Below are 20,434 nucleotides of genomic sequence, written 5' to 3'. Positions count from 1 at the left end.
CGCGCGAAGGGCGCCGCCGGAAGATCCGGCGGCGCCCTTCGCGTATGCAGGAGGCGGCAGGCTCAGCCCTGGTCGGCCGTGCCGGTGTCGATGCCGGTCTGGTCGCCGGTCTCGGTGGGCTCCATGGTGGCCGTGCCCATGTCGGTGGGCTCGGTGACCTCGGGGGTGGGGGAGGGCACGTAGTCGGCGTACTCCTCGAGCGAGGCATTGACCACCGGAATGTTCAGTTCGGTGCTTTCGGAGCCGATGTCGGCCTGGCCCTTGAGGCCGGTGCCGGGGAGGACCTCGACGGAGGCGACCAGAACTTCGGCATCGGGGGCGTCCTCGAAGACGACCTTGCCGCCGGCCGGGATGGTCCAGGACAGGTCGGACTCGCCGACCTCGAGGTCCAGGGTCACAGTTTCGGTGCCGCCGTTCACCAGGGTGCCGAGCAGGCGCCCGGGATCGCCGTCGCCGTTGCTGGCGACCATGATGTTGCGCAGCTGCAGGTCGCCCAGGTTCTCGACGATGCCGTCGGAGGGGGAGTACGGCTGGGTGGTTGCCTGATCGTTCACGGCGCTGCAGCCGGACGCGGCCAGCATGGACAGCGCGACGACGCCGACGGCAGCGGCGCACTGCGTGCGGCTCTTCAGTGTGAATCTCACAGCACAAACTCCTGGGGTGTTGCGGTCGAGGAGACCGGGGGCTTCCGTTTGCCCATAGCCTATCGGCTCGGCGCCGGAATCGTGGACTCCGCTGCGGCCTCCCCGGCGTCGATGACGGCGCGGGGCGGCATCAGCGGGGCTCGGGGCTGCGATGGACAGGCGGCCCGCGGGCCGCTTCCCGCCGGGCGGGAACGGCTGGTGCCGATCCCTTCCAGGGGCGCCGGCAAAGGGGGAAAAACCGGCACGGGAAGCGGAATAATACCTAGTAACAGCGGGAGGACCTACCTGACCTGCGAAAACTCTTCTCGGCGTGTCGCCTGCATGCTAGACTTGGTCGCGGGAAAGGGGAAAATCCACATGGTTTTTGAGGTTGGCGAAACAGTAGTTTACCCTCACCACGGTGCTGCGAAGATCGAAGAGATCAAGATGCGAACCATCAAGGGCGAAGAGAAAATGTATCTCAAGCTCAAGGTGGCCCAGGGTGATCTGACCATTGAAGTACCGGCTGAGAACGTCGACCTCGTAGGTGTACGGGATGTCGTGGGCAAGGAAGGCCTCGAGCACGTTTTCGACGTCCTTCGCGCCGAGCTCACGGAGGAACCGACCAACTGGTCCCGGCGTTACAAGGCGAACCTGGAGAAGCTCGCTTCCGGCGACGTCGTCAAGGTTGCGGAGGTGGTTCGCGACCTTTGGCGCCGTGACCACGACCGCGGCCTGTCCGCAGGCGAGAAGCGGATGCTTGCCAAGGCCCGGCAGATCCTGATCTCCGAGCTGGCCCTGGCGGAGAAGACTGACGAAGACCACGCTGCGGCTGTCCTGGACGAAGTCCTGGCCAGCTAGGAGCAACTGCACGACGGAAGGCCGGTCCATTGCGGACCGGCCTTCCGTGCGTCCGGGGGCGGGAGAAGATCGTGCGGCGGTAGGCTGGAGGGCGTGTCTTCCCCAGTATCTGCCCAGCGCATCGGCGTGATCGTGGTCGCCGGCGGGTCCGGGCAGCGCCTCGGTTACGGCGTCCCCAAGGCCCAGGTTCCGGTCGCCGGCATCCCCATGCTTGCCCGCGCCCTGGCCGGGGTGCTCGAGTCCGGGATTGCCTCCGCCGTCGCCGTCGCGGTTCCCGCCGGTGACACCGTGCTCCGCGGCATCTGCGCGGCGGCGGGGTTCGGCGTCCCCGTCGCCGTGGTGGACGGCGGAGCGACGCGCTCCGAATCCGTCAACGCCGCACTGGCCGCCCTCCCGCAGGACCTCGACGCGGTCCTGGTGCACGACGCGGCCCGGGCGCTGACGCCCCCACAGGTGTTCCACCGGGTGGCCGCCGCGTTGGCCGCCGGCGCCGCAGCGGTGATCCCGGCGGTTCCCGTGGTCGACACCGTCAAGCAGGCCGCCCCGGCCGCCGCCCCGCCCCCGAACGGCCAGGGTGCCCACGACAGCTCCGCCGGAGCCGACAGTCTTGCCCCCGACCGGCTGGAGCGCGTTGCGGCCACCCCGGACCGGTCCCGCCTGCGCGCAGTCCAGACCCCGCAGGGTTTCGACGCTGCGCTGCTGCGCCGGGCCCACTCCGGTGCCGGGCCCGATCCGGAGGCGGCCACCGACGACGCGATGCTTGTTGAAGCGCTGGGCGCCGCCGTGCACCTGGTCCCCGGCGCGGAGGAGTCGCTGAAGATCACCACGCCGCTGGACCTGCTGCTCGCCGAGGCGCTGCTCGCCCGCGGCCTGCCCACCGCCGGCCGGCAGCCCGGCCCGAAGCCTTCCACCCCCGATCAGGAGTCCCGATGAGCAAGCTGCCCCGAACCGGCGTCGGCGTCGATGTCCACGCCTTCGCTTCCGACGAGGCGTCCCGCCCGCTCTGGGTCGCAGGCCTGCTCTGGGAAGGGGAGCGCGGCCTGGCCGGGCACTCCGACGGCGACCCTGTCGCCCACGCCGCCGCCGACGCGCTGTTCTCCGCCGCCGGGCTGGGGGACCTGGGCACCCACTTCGGCACCGACCGGCCGGAGTACGCCGGCGCCTCGGGGCTGCAGCTGCTGGGCGAAGCCGCCCGGATCGTCCGGGAGGCAGGCTTCGAGATCGGCAACATCGCGGTTCAGCTGATCGGCAACCGGCCCAAGTTCTCCCCGCGCCGGGCCGAAGCGGAAGCGGTGCTCAGCGAGGCGGCAGGCGCGCCGGTCAGCGTCTCCGCCACCACCACCGACGGGCTCGGATTTACCGGCCGCGGCGAAGGCATCGCCGCCGTCGCCACCGCGCTGGTCGCCGCCCGGGGCTGACGGCGGACGGCGGGACCGCCGGACGGCCCTGCCCGCGTCTACCGGCAGGCACCTTGGGCTCACCTGACAGTTGCTAGCCTAGAGCGGTGAGCTTGAGATTCTATGACACGGCAACCGCGCAGGTTCGGGACTTCACCCCGCTGGTGGAGGGCAACGTCGGCCTCTACTACTGCGGCGCCACCGTGCAGGGGATGCCCCATGTGGGTCACATCCGCTCCGCGATCACCTTCGACCAGCTGACCCGCTGGCTGCGTTTCCGCGGCTACCGGGTCACCGTGGTGCGCAACGTGACGGACATTGACGACAAGATACTCGCCAAGTCCGCCGACTCCATCGGGGCCGCCGAGGCGCCCGGCGTCGTTCCGGATGAACCGTGGTGGGCGCTGGCCTACCGGTTCGAGCAGGAATTCGCGAAGGCCTACGACACGCTCGGCGTCCAGCGCCCTACCTACGAACCACGCGCCACCGGCCACATCCCCGAAATGCACGCACTCATCCAGCGGCTGATCGAGCGTGGACACGCCTACCCGGCCCCTGACGGATCCGGAGACGTCTACTTCGATGTCCGCTCCTGGGACAAGTACGGCTCCCTGACCCGCCAGAACATCGACGATATGCAGGCCGCGCCCGACGCCGACCCGCGCGGCAAGCGCGATCCGCGGGACTTCGCACTGTGGAAGGGCTGCAAGGAGGGCGAGCCGGAGACCGCCGCCTGGGACAGCCCCTGGGGGCGGGGCCGGCCGGGCTGGCACCTGGAGTGCTCGGCCATGGTGACCAGGTACCTGGGAACCGAGTTCGACATCCACGGCGGCGGGCTGGACCTGCGCTTCCCACACCACGAGAACGAAATGGCGCAGTCCCAGGCCGCCGGCCACGGGTTCGCCAACTTCTGGATGCACAACGGGATGGTCACCTTCGAAGGCGAGAAGATGTCCAAGTCCGTCGGCAACACCATCAGCCCTGCGGAAATGCTGGCGCAGGCCTCGCCGCGGGTGGTCCGCTACTACCTCGGCCAGGCGCACTACCGCTCCACCCTGGACTACCGGCCCACCTCACTGCAGGAGGCTGCGGCCGCCGTCGAACGCATTGATGGGTTCATCACCAAAGCCCGGGCCAAGGTCAGCGGCTCGGCCGGCGTCGCACAGCCTGCGGAGGAGTCCATGCCCGCGGCCTTCGCGGAGGCGATGGATGATGACCTCAACGTCCCGCAGGCGCTGGCCGTGCTGCACGAGACGGTGCGCGCCGGCAACACCGCCCTGGCCGCCGGTGACGCGGCGGGAACCGAAGCGGCCCTGAACGCCGTGCTCGCCATGACGGCGGTCCTGGGCCTCGACGACGCGGGCACGGCTGCAGCGGCATCGGCCGGACCGGAGCGGGCTGCGCTCGATGCGCTGGTGCAGGCGCGCCTCCAGGAACGGGCCGAAGCCCGGGCCCAGCGGGACTGGGCACGGGCGGACGCCATCCGCGACGCGCTCTCCGCCGCCGGGATCGTGGTCGAGGACACCGCCGACGGTGCCACCTGGAGCGTCGACGCCTCCTGAACGCTCTTCCGGCGGTGTGTCCGGAGGGGCCTTCCGGGACCTGCGGGCCGGCCGCCACCCGCCGCGCTCCGGCCGCCGGGCAGGCTGCGTAAACTGGAAGTACTGCTTTTTTCTCTACCTAAGGTGAATTCATGGCCAACAAGGGACGTCCCGGCGCTGTGCGCAAGAACAAAAAGGGACCCACCACGGGCACCGGCGGTCACGGCCGCAAGGCTCTGGAAGGCAAGGGACCCACCCCCAAGGCGGAGGATCGGCCGTACCACAAGGCTTACCGCGCCAAGCAGCTCTCCGACCGCAGCGCTGCCAAGCACGCCGGCGGACGCCAGGGCACCAACGTCCGCGGCAAGGTCGCTGAGGAGGTCGTCACCGGGCGCAACTCCGTCCTCGAGGCGCTGCGGGCCGAGATCCCGGCTAAGGCGCTCTATGTCGGCGTGCGCATCGACATGGACGACCGGGTCCGTGAGGCGCTGAAGATCGCCTCCGAGCGGGGCCTTCCCGTTCTCGAGGCGCACAAGCCCGAACTGGACCGGATGACCAACGAGGCCGTGCACCAGGGCCTGGTCCTCCAGATCCCGCCCTACGACTACGCCGACCCGATCGACCTGGCCGAGGCCGCGCTGACGGCCTGGAAGAAGGGCCACGTCGCCCACGCCCCGCTGTTCGTGGCGCTGGACGGGATCACAGACCCGCGCAACCTGGGCGCGATCATCCGTTCCACCTCCGCCTTCAGCGGCAGCGGCGTCGTCATCCCGGAGCGCCGCTCCGTGGGCATGACCGCCTCCGCCTGGAAGACCAGCGCCGGCGCCGCGGTCCGCGTGCCGGTGGCCCGCGCCGGGAACCTGAACAACACCCTGAACACGTTCAAGAAGATGGGCATGTTCGTCCTCGGCCTGGACGGCGGCGGTGACGTTTCGTTGCCGGACCTGACCCTGGCGAAGGAACCCATCTGCATCGTCGTCGGTTCAGAGGGCAAGGGCCTGTCCCGGCTGGTCCGCGAGAACTGCGACCAGATCGTGTCCATTCCCATCGATTCGGCCATGGAGTCCCTGAACGCCTCGATGGCCGTGGGCATCACCCTGTACGAGGTGGCGCGGCAGCGCACGGCCTGACCGTGGCGGGCCGGCCACACTAGCGGCGAGAGGCAGCATGGCGGAACCAACGGTTGGCGACCCGATCCGCGCGGACTACCCGCGCGGATCCTCCCTGCCCTTTCCGCTGGGCGTGCGCAGCGGCCTGCCGCAGCTGCCCGACGGCGGCACCAACGTCTCGGTGTTCGCACCCGGGCTGGTGGCCGTCGACGTGCTCTGGGAGGCTGACGGCCGCTGGCACCGCCGCCACCTCGCGGACGGGCACGCAGGCATCCACCACGCCCCCGTGCCCGGACTGCGGTACGGCGCGCGGTACGGATTCTGGCCCCAGGGGCAGGACCTGCCGGGGGAGCCCGGCTCCTTCCAGCTGCTGATCGACCCCTATGCCCGGGGAATCGAAACCGCGCCCGGACCCGACGGCAGCCCGCTGCTGTTTTCGGTGCACACGTCCCCGAAGTTCGACTGGGGCGGCGCCCCCAGGCCGCACGTGCCGTGGCGCAGCAGCGTCATCTACGAGGCCCACGTCAAGGGCCTGACCATGCTGCATCCCGAGGTGCCCCCGGAACTGCGCGGCACCTATGCCGGGCTGGCCCATCCGGCCGTGACCGGGTACCTGCGGGACCTGGGCGTCACCGCCGTCGAGCTGCTGCCCATCCACTTCCACACGGATGAACCGCACCTGAAGGAACTGGGCCTGACCAACTACTGGGGATACAACACCGCCGGGTTCTTCGCACCGCACGACACGTACGCCACCGAGGAAGCCAGACGCCGGGGCGCCCAGGGAGTTCAGGACGAGGTCAAGGCCATGGTCCGGGACCTGCACCGCGCCGGCCTCGAGGTGATCCTGGACGTCGTCTACAACCACACCGCCGAAGGACAACAAGGCGAACCGGCGCTGAGCTTCCGCGGCTTGGGGGAGTCCACCTACTACCGGCACGATCACGAGGGCCGGTACTTCGATGTCACCGGCTGCGGCAACACACTGGACTTCAGCGAGCCGCGGGTGGTGCAGCTGGCTCTCGATTCCCTCCGCTGCTGGGTGAACGAGTACCACGTGGACGGCTTCAGGTTCGACCTGGCGCCCGCCCTGGCCCGCGGCTCCAACCACCGCTACGACCGCCGGCATCCCTTCCTGGTCGCCTGTGCCGCCGACGAGACGCTCCAGTCGGTCAAGCTGATCTCCGAGCCCTGGGACATCGGGCCCGACGGCTGGCAGACGGGCAATTTTCCGCCCGGCTGGGCGGATTGGAACGACAGGTTCCGGGACAGTGTCCGCGACTTCTGGATCGCCGACCAGGGGGCGCTGGACGGCGGCGGGCGGGGCGGATCGGTGGCCCGCATCGCCGGGGCCCTGGCCGGTTCCGCGGACCTGTTCGCGAATTCCGGCCGCACGCCGCTGGCCTCGCTGAACTTCGTCACGGCACATGACGGATTCACCCTGCGGGACCTGACCAGCTACAACGGCAAGCACAACGAAGCCAACGGCGAAGGCAACCGCGACGGCAGCGACTCCAACCGAAGCTGGAACCACGGCGTCGAAGGAGCGTCGGAGGACCCGGCAATCCGGCAGCGCCGGCTGCAGACCGCCCGCAACGTCATGGCGACCCTGGCCTTTGCCGTCGGCGTACCCATGCTCACCGCCGGCGATGAGTTCGGCCGGACCCAGCACGGCAACAACAACGCCTACAGCCAGGACAACGAGATTTCCTGGGTGGACTGGAACCTGGACGAGGAAGGGCAGGCGCTGCTCAGGGACACCCGCAGGCTGCTGCGGCTCCGGGAGCAGTACCTGCGGACGCAGCCGTTCCGGTTCCCTGCCGACAGCGGATCCTCGCACCTGCTGTGGTTCGATGCGGCCGGCCAGCCGATGGTGCCGGAAAAGTGGGAAGACCCGGAAAACCGGGTGCTGCAGCTCGTCATCGCCGCGGCCAGCGGGGAACTGGCCGGGCTCCTGGTGCTCAACGGGCATCTCCAGGAACGGCAGATTACCCTGCCTGACGCCTCGATCCTGCAATCCTCCGGCGCGGACCTCGGTCCCGGCCGCCGCTACGAGCCGCTGTTCTGCACGGCGTCCGCCGCCGACCGGCGTGGCTCGCGGCTGGCCGGCGGCGACCGGGAACGTGTTCCGGGAAACTCCCTCACGGTCTACAAGCTCAGCGGCGGAGCCTCAGACTAGCCCGGCAGGTTCTGTGCCAGGTACACCAGCGCGTCGCGCACGTACCGGGCACCGGCCTCGAACTCACGGGTGTAGTTCGCCCCGAACCGTTCGTCGGACACGTACATTTCCGCCAGCCCGATAAGCATCTGCGGATTCGGCCGCCGGTTTCCGCTCCCCGCCCCGATCCACTGCGCGTGTCGTGCGGCGGTGTCCTGGCTTTCCGTGCTGTCCGGCGGCAGGCCGCGGCGCTGCAGGTCGTCCCAGGCGTCCTGCAGAGCGGCGTGCTCGGCGTGGAAGCCCTCCTTCTGCCCGGCATCGAGGGACCGCCACCAGCGGTCGGACTCCTGGTATGCCTGCTCTCCCCAGCGTTCCACCACCTCGCCGCGGTAACGGGTGTGGTCGAAGCCATGGAACATTTCCTCCGCCATGATGTCCTTTCCGCTGCTCAGCGCGTCGAGGGTGGCCCGGAGGGCCCGGATCTGGTCCTGCAGCCGGCGCCGTTCCCCGTTCAGCAGCTCCAGATGCTCGGCCAGGGCGGCTGCGTCGTCCTGCTGCCCTTCCAAGATGCTGCGGATCTGCGGCAGCCCCAGGCCCAGCCCGCGCAGCAGCAGGATCCGCTGCAGGCGCACCATCTCCCCGCTGTGTCAACATCAAGCCCCGGCGGGGCGGAACGTTCCCTAGCTGAGAGCCGGGATCCTCGGCACGTGCTGCTCCTCGGCCCGGCCGCCCGCATCCAGCACCCGGCAGATCCGCTTGACCGGACGGAGCGTAACCACCGAGTCGAGAATCTCGATGCCGGGCACCCGTTCCTGGATGGATTGCTCAACGTCCAAGACATCGGCGGCGGACCGCATCCACATGGCCACAAGGAAATTCGCCCGCCCGGTGATGGAGGCGACCATCTGGGTACGGGGATCCTCGGCCAGCAGGGACGCAGCGGCGTGGTGGTCGGCGGCATTCAGGCGGGTGGCCCACAGAACGTTCAGAGGCATGCCCGTCAGCGGCTGGGAAAGGTCGCAGCGGATCTGGAACTCTCCGCTGGCGAGGACCTTCTGCAGGTAACGGCGGGCCGTGGCCGGGTGCAGCCCGGTTGCCCGTGCCACATCGGCAGCGGAGGCACGGCCGTTGCGCATCAGGATTTCCATCACCGGCAGGTGTTCCTCCTGCAGGACGGCCTGCTGGCCCTGGGCCTGCGGCGTGGCTCCCAACGCCTGCGCCCGGGCCAGCTGCTCCGGGGCAAGGACATTCAGCGTCCACTGCCGGCCCGCGGTATGAAGCCGGGTGCACAGCCCTATCCGTGCATGCCTGACGCCCGGAGCGCCCGTGATGCTCTCCTCCAGCAGACGGGTGAGCGACGAATGGTCCTCGCCGGCGACGAGCAGGCTCAGATCCGGTTCCCCGGAGCAAATGTCCAAAGCGACCACTTCGGGTAGGGCGGACAGGGCCTTTACCGCCTGTGCCTGCCGTCCAGGCCGGCACAACAGCGAGACGAAAGCCAATCCCTCGGGCGCGGTGGAGACGTTCGGCAGGGCGCCGAGCCAGACGGTGCCCGAGTCCCGCAGCCGCTCCCACCGGGCGGCCAGCGTTGTCGGGTGTACGCCGAGGATCTCTCCGGCATCGCCCCAGGCAATCCGGGGCGCCACCTGAAGGACGTTGACCAGGGCAAGGTCCAGTTCGGACAACTCAGGACCAGCGCTTCGCTCAGGCATTCTTCCCTCCGGTTCGTCTGGCGACGATCCTACTCGTCGCCGCGCGCAGCACCGGACAAGAGGCCCTGGAACCTGGGGAAACCCGTAACAGGGCCCGGGAGCAGGCAAATGTGGGGACCGGAGAGGTCAGGCGTTGGCCACCAGGCCCAGCTCGGCCTTGGACGCGAGCCCCGCATGGTCCGGCAGCACCCGGACGGTATACCCGAACGGTCCCGCCTGCTCAATGGAGATCACCCCGGAGAACAGGTGCCGGCCCGAGCCCAGATCCTGGGCTTCCTCAAGTTCAAGCACGGAGTGGTCGGTGAGCTGGTCGTTCTCCAGGGCCCTGCCGTAGACCACCTCCACGCTGACGTCGGAGGGACGCAGCGACCCGAGGTTGACGTAGGCCTGCACCGTCAGCTGGTCACCGATCTGCGGCTCGTCCGTGATGCCGATCGAATCCACGTGCTCCACGCCGACTCCGGACCAGCCGTCCCGGACCCGCACGATCCACGCCGCGAGCTCCCTGGCCGCCTGATGGTGGTCGGCGGCGACGGCGCGCCCGGAGGAGCAGGCCGGCCGGTAGAGCCGGTTCACGTAGTCCCGCAGCATCCGGTTGGCGGAGACATTGGGCCCCAGCTCCGCCAGGGTGTGCTTGACCATCTCCAGCCACTCCCGCGGAGGGCCCTCCGGGCTGGGATCGGACGGGCCGGCCGCGCCGGCAGCCATGGGCGGGGTCCCCCCGTAGAACAGGCGGGTCACCTGGTTCTCCAGCAGGTCGTACAGCGCGGCGGCCTCGATGTCATCGCGCTGGTCGGGGCTGTAGACCTCCCGGGTCTCGGGGCCGTCCGTCGGGTTGGCCGAGGGAATCGCCCACCCGTTGTCGCCGTCGTACATCTCGTCCCACCAGCCGTCGAGCACCGACAGGTTCAGGCCGCCGTTGATGGCCGCCTTCATTCCCGAGGTACCGGAGGCCTCCAACGGGCGCAGCGGGTTGTTGAGCCACACGTCGCAGCCGGGGAACAGGGTCCGGGCCATGGCGATGTCGTAGTTGGGCAGGAACACGATCCGGTGCCGGATGGCGGGGTCATCGGTGAACTGCACCAGGTCCTGGATCATCCGCTTGCCCTGCTCGTCGGCGGGGTGGGACTTGCCGGCGATGACGATCTGGACGGGATGCGTGGGATGCAGCAGCAGCTTCTTCAGCCGCGCCGGGTCCCGCAGCATGAGCGTCAGCCGCTTGTACGTCGGCACGCGCCGGGCGAACCCGATGGTCAGCACGTCCGGATCCAGCACGGAATCGGTCCAGCCCAGTTCAGCGTCCGCGGCTCCGCGCTTGCGCCAGGCGGCACGGACCCGGCGGCGCACGTCGTCAATCAGGTTCTGGCGCAGCCGGCGCCGCAGCGCCCACAGGTCATCGTCGGAGATTTCATACGCCCGCCCCCAGTCACGGTCGTGCACGGCGGCCACGCCGAACTTCTCCGCGGCGAGGGCGGTCAGCTCGGGATCCACCCAAGTGGGCACATGGACGCCGTTGGTGACCGAGGTGATGGGTACCTCGGACGCGTCAAAGCCCGGCCACAGGCCGGCAAACATACGCCGGGAAACCTCGCCGTGCAGCTTCGCCACACCGTTCGCCCGCTGGGCCAGGCGGAGCCCCATGACCGCCATGTTGAACTTGGAGGGATCCCCGCCGTCATAGTTCTCGGCTCCGAGGGCGAGGATCTTGTCGGTGGGCACCGACTGCGCCAGTCCGGCGGCGAAGAAGTGGCGGATCTGCGCCTGCTCGAACCGGTCGATGCCGGCCGGCACCGGGGTGTGCGTGGTGAACACCGTGGAGGCGCGGGTGACGGTCAACGCCTCGTCCCAGCTCATGCCCGCATCCATCAGCTCGCGGATCCGCTCCACCCCGAGGAACCCGGCGTGGCCCTCATTGCTGTGGAACACCTCGGGAGCCGGCGCACCGGTCAGCCGCTGGAAGGTGCGCAGCGCCTTCACCCCGCCCATGCCCAGCAGCAGCTCCTGCTGCAGCCGGTGGTCGCCGCCGCCGCCGTACAGCCGGTCGGTGACCCCGCGCGCCGCGTCGTCGTTCCCGGAGACGTCGGAGTCCAGCAGGAGCAGGGGCACCCGGCCGACGTCGGCACGCCAGATCTGCGCCATCAGCCGCCGCGAGTTAGGCAGCGGCAGGCTGATCCGGGCCGGCGTTCCGTCCTCCTCGCGCAGCAGCGTCAGAGGCAGCCCGTTGGGGTCGAGCACCGGGTAGGTTTCCTGCTGCCAGCCGTCCCGCGAGAGCGACTGCTTGAAGTAGCCGGCCTGGTAGAGCAGGCCGACGCCGACCAGCGGCACCCCCAGATCGGAGGCCGACTTCAGATGGTCGCCGGCCAGGATGCCGAGGCCGCCGGAGTACTGCGGCAGCACGGCGCTGATGCCGTACTCGGGGGAGAAGTAGGCGATGGAACGCGGAGCGTCCTCGCCGAGGGACTGATACCAGCGCGGCGCCGTGAGATAGCGGTCCAGGTCCTGGCCCAGCTCCTGGATCCGCCCGGCCAGACCGGAGTCGCGGGCCATCCGTTCCAGGCTTTCCCTGCTCAGGGACCCCAGGAATTTCAGCGGATCATGTCCGCTTGCCGCCCAGGCCTGCGGGTCAAGGTCCCGGAACAGCTCCGCGGTGGGCCGGTGCCAGGACCAGCGCAGGTTGGCCGCGAGTTTCGAAAGCGGGGCAATGCTCTGCGGCAGGACAGTGCGTACGGTGAATCTGCGTATGGCCTTCACCCCGGAAAGGCTAGCGCACGGCACGCCGGGTCTGGAGGGCGAAAGCGTTAACTGCGGGTAAATCCTGCCGATCCGTTCACATTGCCGCAGATCAGGGCCCAAGTGGCGAAAGTACGCTGGCTTAGCATTTCGGCCTGTTTGTCGCTAACGTCTTGTCTGTGACCGCTCATAGTGCCTCGCCAGCCCGTGAACAGACCGCCAGGGAACTCCGGTTCGGCCGGATTCCCGTGATGAATGTGTCTCCCGTAGTGGAGTGCGGCCGTTTTCCCGCCAAAGCCATCCCCGGGGAGGACCTGGTGGTCGGAGCCACCGTGTTCCGGGAGGGCCACGACCTGGTCGGAGCCAGCGTGGCGCTGTACGGCCCGGACGGGAACCTGGCTGCCCGGACCCGGCTGAAGCCCAAGGGCATCGGGCTGGACCGGTGGGAAGGACTGATGCGCCCCACCAGTGAGGGCGACTGGACCTTCGCCGTCGAAGGCTGGGCCGACGTCTACGGCACCTGGCACCACAACGCCGAGGTGAAGATTGCCGCCGGCGTCGACGTCGAGCTGATGCTGGCGGAAGGCGCCGTGATCTTCGAAGCCGCGGCAGCGGAGCGGCCCCCGGAGGAGGCCCGTGTGCTGGCCCAGGCCGCTGCGGCGCTCGCCGACACGGCGCTGCCGGTGGACCAGCGGTTTGCCGCAGCCGCCGCGCCCGCCGTCACCGAGGTGCTGGAACGCAATCCGATCCGGGACCTGGTGACGAGCTCGCCTCGGTTCCCGATCAAGGTGGAGCGTGAGCGCGCCGGACGCGGCTCCTGGTACGAGTTCTTCCCCCGCTCCGAGGGCGCCGTGCTGGACCCGGGCACCCGTGAGTGGACCAGCGGCACCTTTCGCTCCGCCGCACGCTCCCTGGACCGGGTGGCGGCAATGGGGTTCGACGTTATCTACCTGCCGCCCGTGCACCCCATCGGTACCACGCACCGCAAGGGGCCGAACAACACGCTCGTGGCCGGCGCGCAGGATCCGGGATCTCCGTGGGCGATCGGCGCACCCGAAGGCGGACACGACGCGATCCACCCCGATCTGGGCACCTTTGAGGACTTTGACCACTTCGTCTCGCGGGCCCGGGAACTGGGCCTTGAGGTGGCGCTGGACCTGGCGCTGCAGGCCTCCCCGGACCACCCCTGGGTCACCGAGCATCCGGAGTGGTTCACCACGCGCGTAGACGGCACGATCGCCTATGCGGAGAATCCCCCCAAGAAGTACCAGGACATCTATCCGCTGAACTTCGACAACGATTACGAGGGCCTCTCCCGGGAAATCCTGCGGATCGTGCTGATGTGGATCAGCCACGGGGTGAAGATCTTCCGGGTGGACAATCCCCATACCAAGCCGCTGCGCTTCTGGGAGTGGCTGATCGGCACCGTCAACGAGCAGCACCCCGACGTCGTGTTCCTTGCCGAGGCCTTCACCCGGCCGCCCATGATGCACGCCCTCGGGATGGCGGGGTTCCAGCAGTCCTACACCTACTTCACCTGGCGGAACACCCGCGGCGAGCTCGAGGAGTACTTCAACGAGGTCTCGCATGAAAGCTCGGCGTTCTTCCGCCCGAACTTCTTTGTCAACACTCCGGACATCCTGACCGAGTTCCTGCAGTACGGCGGCCCGCCCGCCTTCAAGATCCGCGCGGTCCTGGCCGCCACCGCGAGCCCGCTGTGGGGCGTGTACGCCGGCTACGAGTTGTACGAGCACGTGGCCCGTCCCGGCGCGGAGGAGTACATCGACAACGAAAAGTTCGAGTACAAGCAGCGCGACTTCGCGCTGGCGGAGGCCGAGGGCCGCAGCCTCGCGCCCTACCTGACCCGCCTCAACGAGATCCGGCGGCTGCATCCGGCCCTGGGGGACCTGCAGAACCTCACGGTGCAGACCACCACCGACGAGGCGACCGTCGCATACTCGAAGCACAAGCAGACCCGCCCGGGCGACCCGACCAGCAAGGACACGCTGATCATCGTCGTCAACACGGACCCGCACAGCGCACGCGAGTGCACAGTGACCCTGGACCTCGATTCCCTGCACCTGGATCCGGAGGACTTCAACGAAGACGGAACCTTCTGGGTGGACGACCTGATCAGCGGCAACAGCTGGAGGTGGGGACAATACAACTATGTGCGCCTTGATGCGCACTACGAACCCGCCCACATCCTGTCCGTACGGAGGAGCTCCTAGTGCCCAACCCGTTCCAGCTGCACGCACCGGGCCTGACCAACGATCCGAACTGGTACCGCAAGGCCGTCTTCTACGAAGTCCTTGTCCGCGGTTTCCGTGACTCCAACGGAGACGGAAACGGGGACTTCAGCGGCCTGATATCCCAGCTGGACTACCTGCAGTGGCTCGGCGTGGACTGCCTTTGGCTTCCGCCGTTCTTCAAGTCGCCGCTGCGCGACGGCGGCTACGACATTTCCGACTACTACGACGTGCTGGATGAGTTCGGCACCATCAGCGACTTCAAGCGCCTGGTGGCCGAGGCCCACGCCCGCGGCGTCCGGGTGATCATCGACCTGCCCCTGAACCACACCTCGGACAAGCACCCCTGGTTCGAGGAATCCCGCAACGATCCCGACGGGCCCTACGGCGACTTCTATGTCTGGTCCGACACCGACGAAAAGTACAAGGACGCCCGGATCATCTTCGTCGACACCGAAGAGTCCAACTGGGCGTTCGACCCCGTGCGCCGGCAGTTCTACTGGCACCGGTTCTTCAGCCACCAGCCCGACCTGAACTTTGAGAACCCCAAGGTCGTCGAGGCGGTGTTCGACGTCGTCCGCTTCTGGCTGGACCAGGGCATCGACGGATTCCGGGCGGATGCCATCCCCTACCTCTTCGAAGAGGACGGAACCAACTGCGAGAACCTGCCCGCCACGCACCGGTTCCTCAAGGACCTGCGGACCATGGTCGATGAGAACTACCCGGGCCGGGTCATCATCGCCGAGGCGAACCAGATGCCGCATGAAGTGGTGGAGTACTTCGGCGACGAGACCGGACCGGAATGCCACATGTGCTTCCACTTCCCGATCATGCCGCGGCTGTTCTACGCCCTCAGGGACCAGAAAGCCGCGCCGATCGTGCAGACCATGGAGGAAACCCCGGCGATCCCGACGGGCAGCCAGTGGGGCACCTTCCTGCGCAACCACGATGAGCTGACCCTTGAAATGGTCACCAACGAGGAACGCCAGGCGATGCTGGGCTGGTACGCCCCGGATCCCCGGATGCGGGCGAACATCGGTATCCGGCGGCGGCTGGCTCCGCTGCTGGACAACTCCAGGGCCGAGATCGAGCTGATCCACGCGCTGCTGCTGTCGCTGCCGGGAAGTCCCTTCCTGTACTACGGCGACGAGATCGGCATGGGCGACAACATCTGGCTGGAGGACCGGGATGCCTCCCGTACCCCCATGCAGTGGAACCCCGACCGCAACGCCGGGTTCTCCACCGCCGATCCGGGCAAGCTGTACCTGCCGGTGGTCCAGTCGCTGGTCTACCACTACAACCACGTCAACGTGGAGGCCCAGCTGGCCAGCTCGAGCTCGCTGCTGCAGTGGGTGCGGCAGATGATCATGGTGCGGCGGACCCACCCGGCGTTCGGGCTCGGCAGCTACCGGAACGTGCCCACCGACGCGGAATCGGTGCTCGCCTTCCTGCGGGAGCTGCCCGAGGACAATCCCGAGGGTGAGCCCGGCGAGACGATGTTCTGCATCTTCAACCTCTCCCAGCACCCGGTGGCCACCACGGTCAACCTGCCCGAGTTCGCCGGCCGGGGCCTGCGGGATGCCTTTGGCGGCATGCCGTTCCCGGCATTTGGCGAGGACGGCACGCTGACGATCACCCTGGGCAGCCATGACTTCTTCTGGCTGCGGCTGCGTTCGGCCAAGTCGAACATGGCGTCCCCGCATACCGAAGCAATTCCGCTGGTGACCGTATCGGAGGCCTCGAAGAAATGAGCCAGCTCACGCCCGCCCTGCCCGAACTGCTTACTGCCTGGCTGCCTCGGCAGCGGTGGTTTCCGGGCAGGGGGCGTGAGCTGACGCTCAGCCGCGTGGGCGGGGTGCGCCTGGAGGACCCGGCGGGTGTGGCCGGGCTCGAGGTGCACCTGATCGCGCTGCAGTCCGCCGAGGGCACCGACGTGGTGTCCGTGCCGGTGACGGTTTACGGGGAGAGCGTCCCGGAGCTTGAGGAGCACCTCATTGGCCGGGCCACCCATGCGACGCTGGGGGAGCGCTGGCTGTATGACGGCACCGCCGATCCGGTGCTGGTCACGGCCTGGCTGGAGCTGATGCGCTCCCAATCCGGAACTGCCGATGAGCGCACCAGCGGAGTGGCCGAGGCCGGCTTCCCGGACTGGCCGCCGTTCGTCAGTCCGTTGCCCACCAAGGTGCTGCGCGGCGAGCAGTCCAACACCTCAGTGGTGGTCGGCACCGAGCGCGGGGAGCTGATCCTCAAGTTCTTCCGGGTCCTTGCCGCCGGGGAGAGCCCCGACGTGGTGGTGGGTGCCCGGCTTACCGAGATCGGTTCCCGCGATGTTCCGGAGACCCTCGGCTGGGTTACCGGCAGCTGGCAGGACCCGCACGGCGGGGACTGGGTGTCCGGCCAGCTGGCCGTGCTGCGCGAGTTCATTCCCGGCAGCCGCGATGCCTGGCGGCTGGCCTCCGCCGCCGCCCTGGAGGGGCGGGACTTCACCGGCCAGGCCGAGGAACTGGGCGCCGTCACCGGGCGGATCCACCGGCAGCTGGCCCGGGCCTTCGAGACGCACGCCCCTGATGCGGCGGAGCGGCGGGCCTTCCTGCAGGCGCTGGCCGACCGGATCCGCTGGGCCTGGAGCGAGGCGGGCCCCGACGTCGGCGGCTACGACGCCGACGTCCAGGACCTGGTCCGCCGGGTGGAGGCTCTGCAGTCCCTGCCCGACCTGCAGCGGATCCACGCCGACTACCACCTCGGCCAGGTCCTGTGGTCCGCGGACCGCGGCTGGACGGTACTGGACTTCGAGGGCGAGCCGCTGCGCCCCGCCGCCGAGCGGAGTGTCCCCGACGCCCCGCTGCGCGACGTCGTGGGCATGCTCCGTTCAATTGACTACGCAGCCTCCGTCGCGGTGATGGCGGAGGAGGGCGGCGGCAGCGCCGAGGAGCGCCGCAGGCGGGCCGCGCGCTGGGCCGAGGAGGCCAGCGACGCCTTCGTGCGCGGCTACGAGAAGGAAACCGGCACGCAGATCAACCGTCGCGACCCCCTCTACCTCGCGCTTTTGCTGGACAAGGCGCTGTATGAGGTGGTGTACGAGATCCGCAACCGGCCGCAGTGGCGTCAGGTGCCGGTGGCCGCCGTCCGCCGCATCCTCGACGCGGAGCGGAGTCTCCGCGGCAAGCAGCAGGCAGATGAACCAATGAGTCAGGAAGAGGGCACCGTGAACAAGGGCACCAAGGGTACGGAACCGGAACGGGCAACCGGCACGGCAGCTGAACTGCCGGCGGTGCCCGACGACGCGGCTGTGCGCCTTCCCGGTGCGGGCCAGGCGGCCCTGCCGGCGGTGCCCGACGACGCCGCGCTTGGTTCCCAGGGCGCCGATGAGGCGGCGCTGTCAGAGACACCCGGCGATGGACCGGCGTCGGCCCCGAACACCGGAAGCCGGGCCGGCGACGGCGCGGGCGAGGCACCCGAAGCGAACACCACCGAGCCGCTGGCGGTCTCCGAAGACCTCCTGCAGGCCGTCTCCGAGGGCCGCTACCACCAGCCGCACGCGGTGCTGGGCGCGCACCTCGATGACCACGGCAACGTGACCATCCGGACGCTGCGGCCGCTGGCCGAGACCGTCACCGCGATCACCCCGGAGGGGCGCGTGCCGCTGCGCCATGAGTGGAACGGCATCTGGGTGGGCACGGTGCCCGCCGCCAGCCCGGGCCACGTTCCCGACTACCGGATCGAGGCCGCATATCAGGGCGGCGGAACCCATCTGTTCGACGACCCCTACCGGTTCTTCCCCACCCTGGGTGAAATCGACCTGCACCTGATCGGCGAGGGCCGCCACGAGAAGCTCTGGACCGTCCTGGGAGCGAATCCGCACCACTACAAGTCCGTGCTCGGCGACATCGACGGGGTCAGCTTCGCGGTCTGGGCGCCCAACGCGCGGGCCGTCAGGGTGACCGGCGATTTCAACGGCTGGAACGGCGCGCTGAACGCCATGCGGTCGCTGGGCAGCTCCGGCGTCTGGGAACTGTTCATCCCCGGGGTGCCCGACGGCGCCCGTTACAAGTTCCAGATCCTCGGCGCCGACGGCGTCTGGCGGGAGAAGGCGGATCCGCTGGCCAAGGGCAGCGAGGTGCCGCCCCTGACGGCGTCACGGGTGGTCGAGTCCGGGTACCGGTTCGGCGACTCGGACTGGATGGAGGCCCGCGCCCGCCGGGATCCGCACAACGCGCCGATGAGCGTGTATGAGGTGCACTTGGGCTCGTGGCGCCCGGGGCTCGACTACCGCGAGCTCGCGGAGCAGCTGGTGGAGTACGTGACGTGGCAGGGCTTCACGCATGTGGAGTTCATGCCGGTGGCCGAGCACCCCTTCGGCGGCTCCTGGGGCTACCAGGTCACCTCCTACTTCGCTCCCACGTCCCGTTTCGGGCACCCGGACGACTTCCGCTACCTGGTGGACAAGCTGCACCAGGCCGGCATCGGCGTCCTGCTGGACTGGGTTCCCGCGCACTTCCCCAAGGATGAATGGGCGCTGGCAAAGTTCGACGGGCAGCCGCTCTACGAAAGCGCCGACCCGCTGCGCGGGGAGCAGCCGGACTGGGGCACCCTGATCTTCGATTACGGGCGCCGCGAGGTACGCAACTTCCTGGTCGCCAATGCGGTGTACTGGCTGGAGGAATTCCACATCGACGGCCTGCGCGTGGACGCCGTGGCCTCCATGCTCTACCTCGACTACTCCCGTCCCGAGGGCCAGTGGCGGCCCAACGAATTCGGCGGCCGGGAAAACCTCGAAGCCATCTCCTTCCTGCAGGAGGTCAACGCCACCGTCTACCGGCGGGTACCCGGCATCGTGATGATCGCCGAGGAATCCACGGCGTTCCCCGGGGTCACCCGGCCGACCAATACCGGCGGGCTCGGGTTCGGGCTGAAGTGGAACATGGGCTGGATGCACGACACCCTCCAGTACATGTCGGAGGATCCGATCAACCGGGTCTACCACCACGCCAAGCTCACCTTCTCGCTGGTGTACGCGTACACCGAAAACTTCCTGCTGCCGATCAGCCATGACGAGGTGGTCCATGGCAAGGGTTCGCTGCTGCGCAAGATGCCGGGAGACCGGTGGCAGCAGCTGGCGAACCTGCGCGCGTACCTCGCTTTCCAATGGGCGCACCCCGGCAAGCAGCTGATCTTCATGGGCACCGAGTTCGGCCAGGAAGCCGAATGGTCCGAGCAGTACGGGCTGGACTGGTACCTCGCCGATACGCCCCAGCACCGGGGCGTGCAGCTGCTGGTCCGCCAGCTCAACGGGATCTACCGCGAAACCCCGGCGCTGTACGCGCGGGACAACGAGCCCGCCGGCTTCCAGTGGATCGAGGAGAACGACGGCGCACGCAACGCCCTGTCCTTTATCCGCTGGGATACGCAGGGCAACCCGCTGGTGTGCATCGCGAACTTCGCCGGCGCCCCGCACGAGAACTTCCGCCTCGGCCTGCCCTGGGCCGGGGAATGGGACGAAGTGCTGAACACCGATGCCGCGGAGTTCGGGGGCTCCGGGGTGGGGAACATGGGCGTCGTGACCGCCGAGGAAGGACCCTGCAACGGACAGCCCGCCCACGCGACGGTGACCGTACCGCCCCTGGGCGTCCTGTACCTGGCGCCCCGGAAGGCCGGCGTCCCTGAGGCCGAAAGGCCGGCAGCCAAGGCCGTGGAGTAAGGCGAATCGCTGGCAGATCGGCCCCCTGCCGGCCCGGCAGGGGGGTGGTTTCCCACCGCCCCAAAACCGTGGTATCATTGATTCCCGCGCCGAACGAGCGAATCGCTTGAACCGGAGAGCAGCCGCCCACCGCACCGTCGGAGGGTCGGAAGCCCGGGTTGACGAAGAGCCGGAAGGTGTGTAAGCTAGAAAAGTTGCTCCGGAGCGAGGCAGCCGAGAAGTTCCCCAGGGAACACGCGGTTGGTGGTGCCGGGAGCACCTGTTGTTTGAGAACTCAATAGTGTGCCAAGTTTATTGATACCAATTATTTTGATTGGTTATTTGGCCGGTTTGCCGCACCCCCGTGCGGTGGGATC

General features: G+C 68.8%; 13 protein-coding genes. 9 read left to right on the top strand and 4 right to left on the bottom strand.

Translation table 11 applies throughout. The features are described 5' to 3' along the window. Window positions 1–62: 62 nt before the first annotated feature. Complete coding sequence (locus AC5RUW_RS12965; protein ID WP_494161084.1) at window positions 63–644, bottom strand: hypothetical protein; 582 nt, start codon at window positions 642–644, stop codon at window positions 63–65. A gap of 357 nt (window positions 645–1,001) precedes the next feature. On the opposite strand from AC5RUW_RS12965, the gene AC5RUW_RS12960 reads away from it, so the two are divergent. From AC5RUW_RS12960 to glgX, 6 genes are all read left to right on the top strand, one after another. Beyond that, on the top strand, window positions 1,002–1,484 hold the full coding sequence (locus tag AC5RUW_RS12960; RefSeq protein ID WP_494008347.1) for a CarD family transcriptional regulator: 483 nt from the start codon (window positions 1,002–1,004) through the stop codon (window positions 1,482–1,484). A gap of 93 nt (window positions 1,485–1,577) precedes the next feature. Further along, window positions 1,578–2,417 carry an IspD/TarI family cytidylyltransferase gene (locus AC5RUW_RS12955; protein WP_494161083.1) on the top strand — a complete coding sequence of 280 codons (840 nt, stop codon included), beginning with the start codon at window positions 1,578–1,580 and terminating at the stop codon, window positions 2,415–2,417. Beyond that, the gene (ispF, locus tag AC5RUW_RS12950; protein ID WP_494161082.1) at window positions 2,414–2,902 is read left to right on the top strand and encodes a 2-C-methyl-D-erythritol 2,4-cyclodiphosphate synthase; all 489 of its coding nucleotides are present in this window, start codon (window positions 2,414–2,416) and stop codon (window positions 2,900–2,902) included. Before AC5RUW_RS12955 ends, ispF begins: the two co-directional genes overlap by 4 nt. Window positions 2,903–2,988: 86 nt before the next feature. Further along, window positions 2,989–4,443 (top strand): cysteine--tRNA ligase, encoded by a 1,455-nt coding sequence (gene cysS, locus AC5RUW_RS12945; protein WP_494161081.1) that lies wholly within the window; start codon window positions 2,989–2,991, stop codon window positions 4,441–4,443. Between the two features lie 131 nt (window positions 4,444–4,574). Further along, on the top strand, window positions 4,575–5,552 hold the full coding sequence (gene rlmB / locus AC5RUW_RS12940; RefSeq protein ID WP_494161080.1) for a 23S rRNA (guanosine(2251)-2'-O)-methyltransferase RlmB: 978 nt from the start codon (window positions 4,575–4,577) through the stop codon (window positions 5,550–5,552). A gap of 37 nt (window positions 5,553–5,589) precedes the next feature. Continuing rightward, complete coding sequence (gene glgX / locus AC5RUW_RS12935) at window positions 5,590–7,710, top strand: glycogen debranching protein GlgX (RefSeq protein WP_494161079.1); 2,121 nt, start codon at window positions 5,590–5,592, stop codon at window positions 7,708–7,710. Here glgX and AC5RUW_RS12930 read toward each other — a convergent pair. From AC5RUW_RS12930 to glgP, 3 genes are all read right to left on the bottom strand, one after another. Next, window positions 7,707–8,324, bottom strand: a complete 618-nt coding sequence (locus AC5RUW_RS12930) for a TipAS antibiotic-recognition domain-containing protein (RefSeq protein ID WP_494161078.1) — start codon at window positions 8,322–8,324, stop codon at window positions 7,707–7,709. The genes glgX and AC5RUW_RS12930 overlap by 4 nt on opposite strands. A gap of 45 nt (window positions 8,325–8,369) precedes the next feature. Then, window positions 8,370–9,401 carry an Lrp/AsnC family transcriptional regulator gene (locus AC5RUW_RS12925; RefSeq protein WP_494161077.1) on the bottom strand — a complete coding sequence of 344 codons (1,032 nt, stop codon included), beginning with the start codon at window positions 9,399–9,401 and terminating at the stop codon, window positions 8,370–8,372. A gap of 126 nt (window positions 9,402–9,527) precedes the next feature. Continuing rightward, window positions 9,528–12,152, bottom strand: coding sequence for an alpha-glucan family phosphorylase (glgP, locus tag AC5RUW_RS12920; RefSeq protein WP_494161076.1), 2,625 nt, complete (start codon window positions 12,150–12,152; stop codon window positions 9,528–9,530). A 158-nt stretch (window positions 12,153–12,310) separates the two neighbouring features. Between glgP and AC5RUW_RS12915 the strand changes: the two genes are divergently transcribed. Genes AC5RUW_RS12915 through glgB form a run of 3 tightly spaced genes read left to right on the top strand, consistent with a single transcriptional unit; the run spans window position 12,311 to window position 20,078 of the window. Beyond that, entirely contained in the window at window positions 12,311–14,362 is a 2,052-nt protein-coding gene (locus tag AC5RUW_RS12915; RefSeq protein WP_494161075.1) for an alpha-1,4-glucan--maltose-1-phosphate maltosyltransferase, read from the top strand. Further along, window positions 14,362–16,131: a maltose alpha-D-glucosyltransferase gene (gene treS / locus AC5RUW_RS12910; protein ID WP_494161074.1), complete on the top strand. Its 1,770-nt coding sequence runs from the start codon at window positions 14,362–14,364 to the stop codon at window positions 16,129–16,131. Before AC5RUW_RS12915 ends, treS begins: the two co-directional genes overlap by 1 nt. After that, window positions 16,128–20,078 (top strand): 1,4-alpha-glucan branching protein GlgB, encoded by a 3,951-nt coding sequence (gene glgB / locus AC5RUW_RS12905; RefSeq protein WP_494161073.1) that lies wholly within the window; start codon window positions 16,128–16,130, stop codon window positions 20,076–20,078. Before treS ends, glgB begins: the two co-directional genes overlap by 4 nt. Window positions 20,079–20,434 lie beyond the last annotated feature (356 nt).

It is taken from the genome of Arthrobacter sp. Y3222053 (assembly GCF_059092805.1).
The sequence above is the reverse complement of the archived record's forward strand: the minus strand, read 5'-3'. Positions and strand labels throughout refer to the sequence as shown.

Bases quoted from the DNA above. Each gene is read 5' to 3' on its own strand.
- rlmB (WP_494161080.1), top strand. From the start codon at position 4,575: ATGGCCAACAAGGGACGTCCCGGCGCTGTGCGCAAGAACAAAAAGGGA.
- glgB (WP_494161073.1), top strand. From the start codon at position 16,128: ATGAGCCAGCTCACGCCCGCCCTGCCCGAACTGCTTACTGCCTGGCTG.
- glgX (WP_494161079.1), top strand. From the start codon at position 5,590: ATGGCGGAACCAACGGTTGGCGACCCGATCCGCGCGGACTACCCGCGC.
- AC5RUW_RS12960 (WP_494008347.1), top strand. From the start codon at position 1,002: ATGGTTTTTGAGGTTGGCGAAACAGTAGTTTACCCTCACCACGGTGCT.
- ispF (WP_494161082.1), top strand. From the start codon at position 2,414: ATGAGCAAGCTGCCCCGAACCGGCGTCGGCGTCGATGTCCACGCCTTC.
- AC5RUW_RS12925 (WP_494161077.1), bottom strand. From the start codon at position 9,401: ATGCCTGAGCGAAGCGCTGGTCCTGAGTTGTCCGAACTGGACCTTGCC.
- AC5RUW_RS12930 (WP_494161078.1), bottom strand. From the start codon at position 8,324: ATGGTGCGCCTGCAGCGGATCCTGCTGCTGCGCGGGCTGGGCCTGGGG.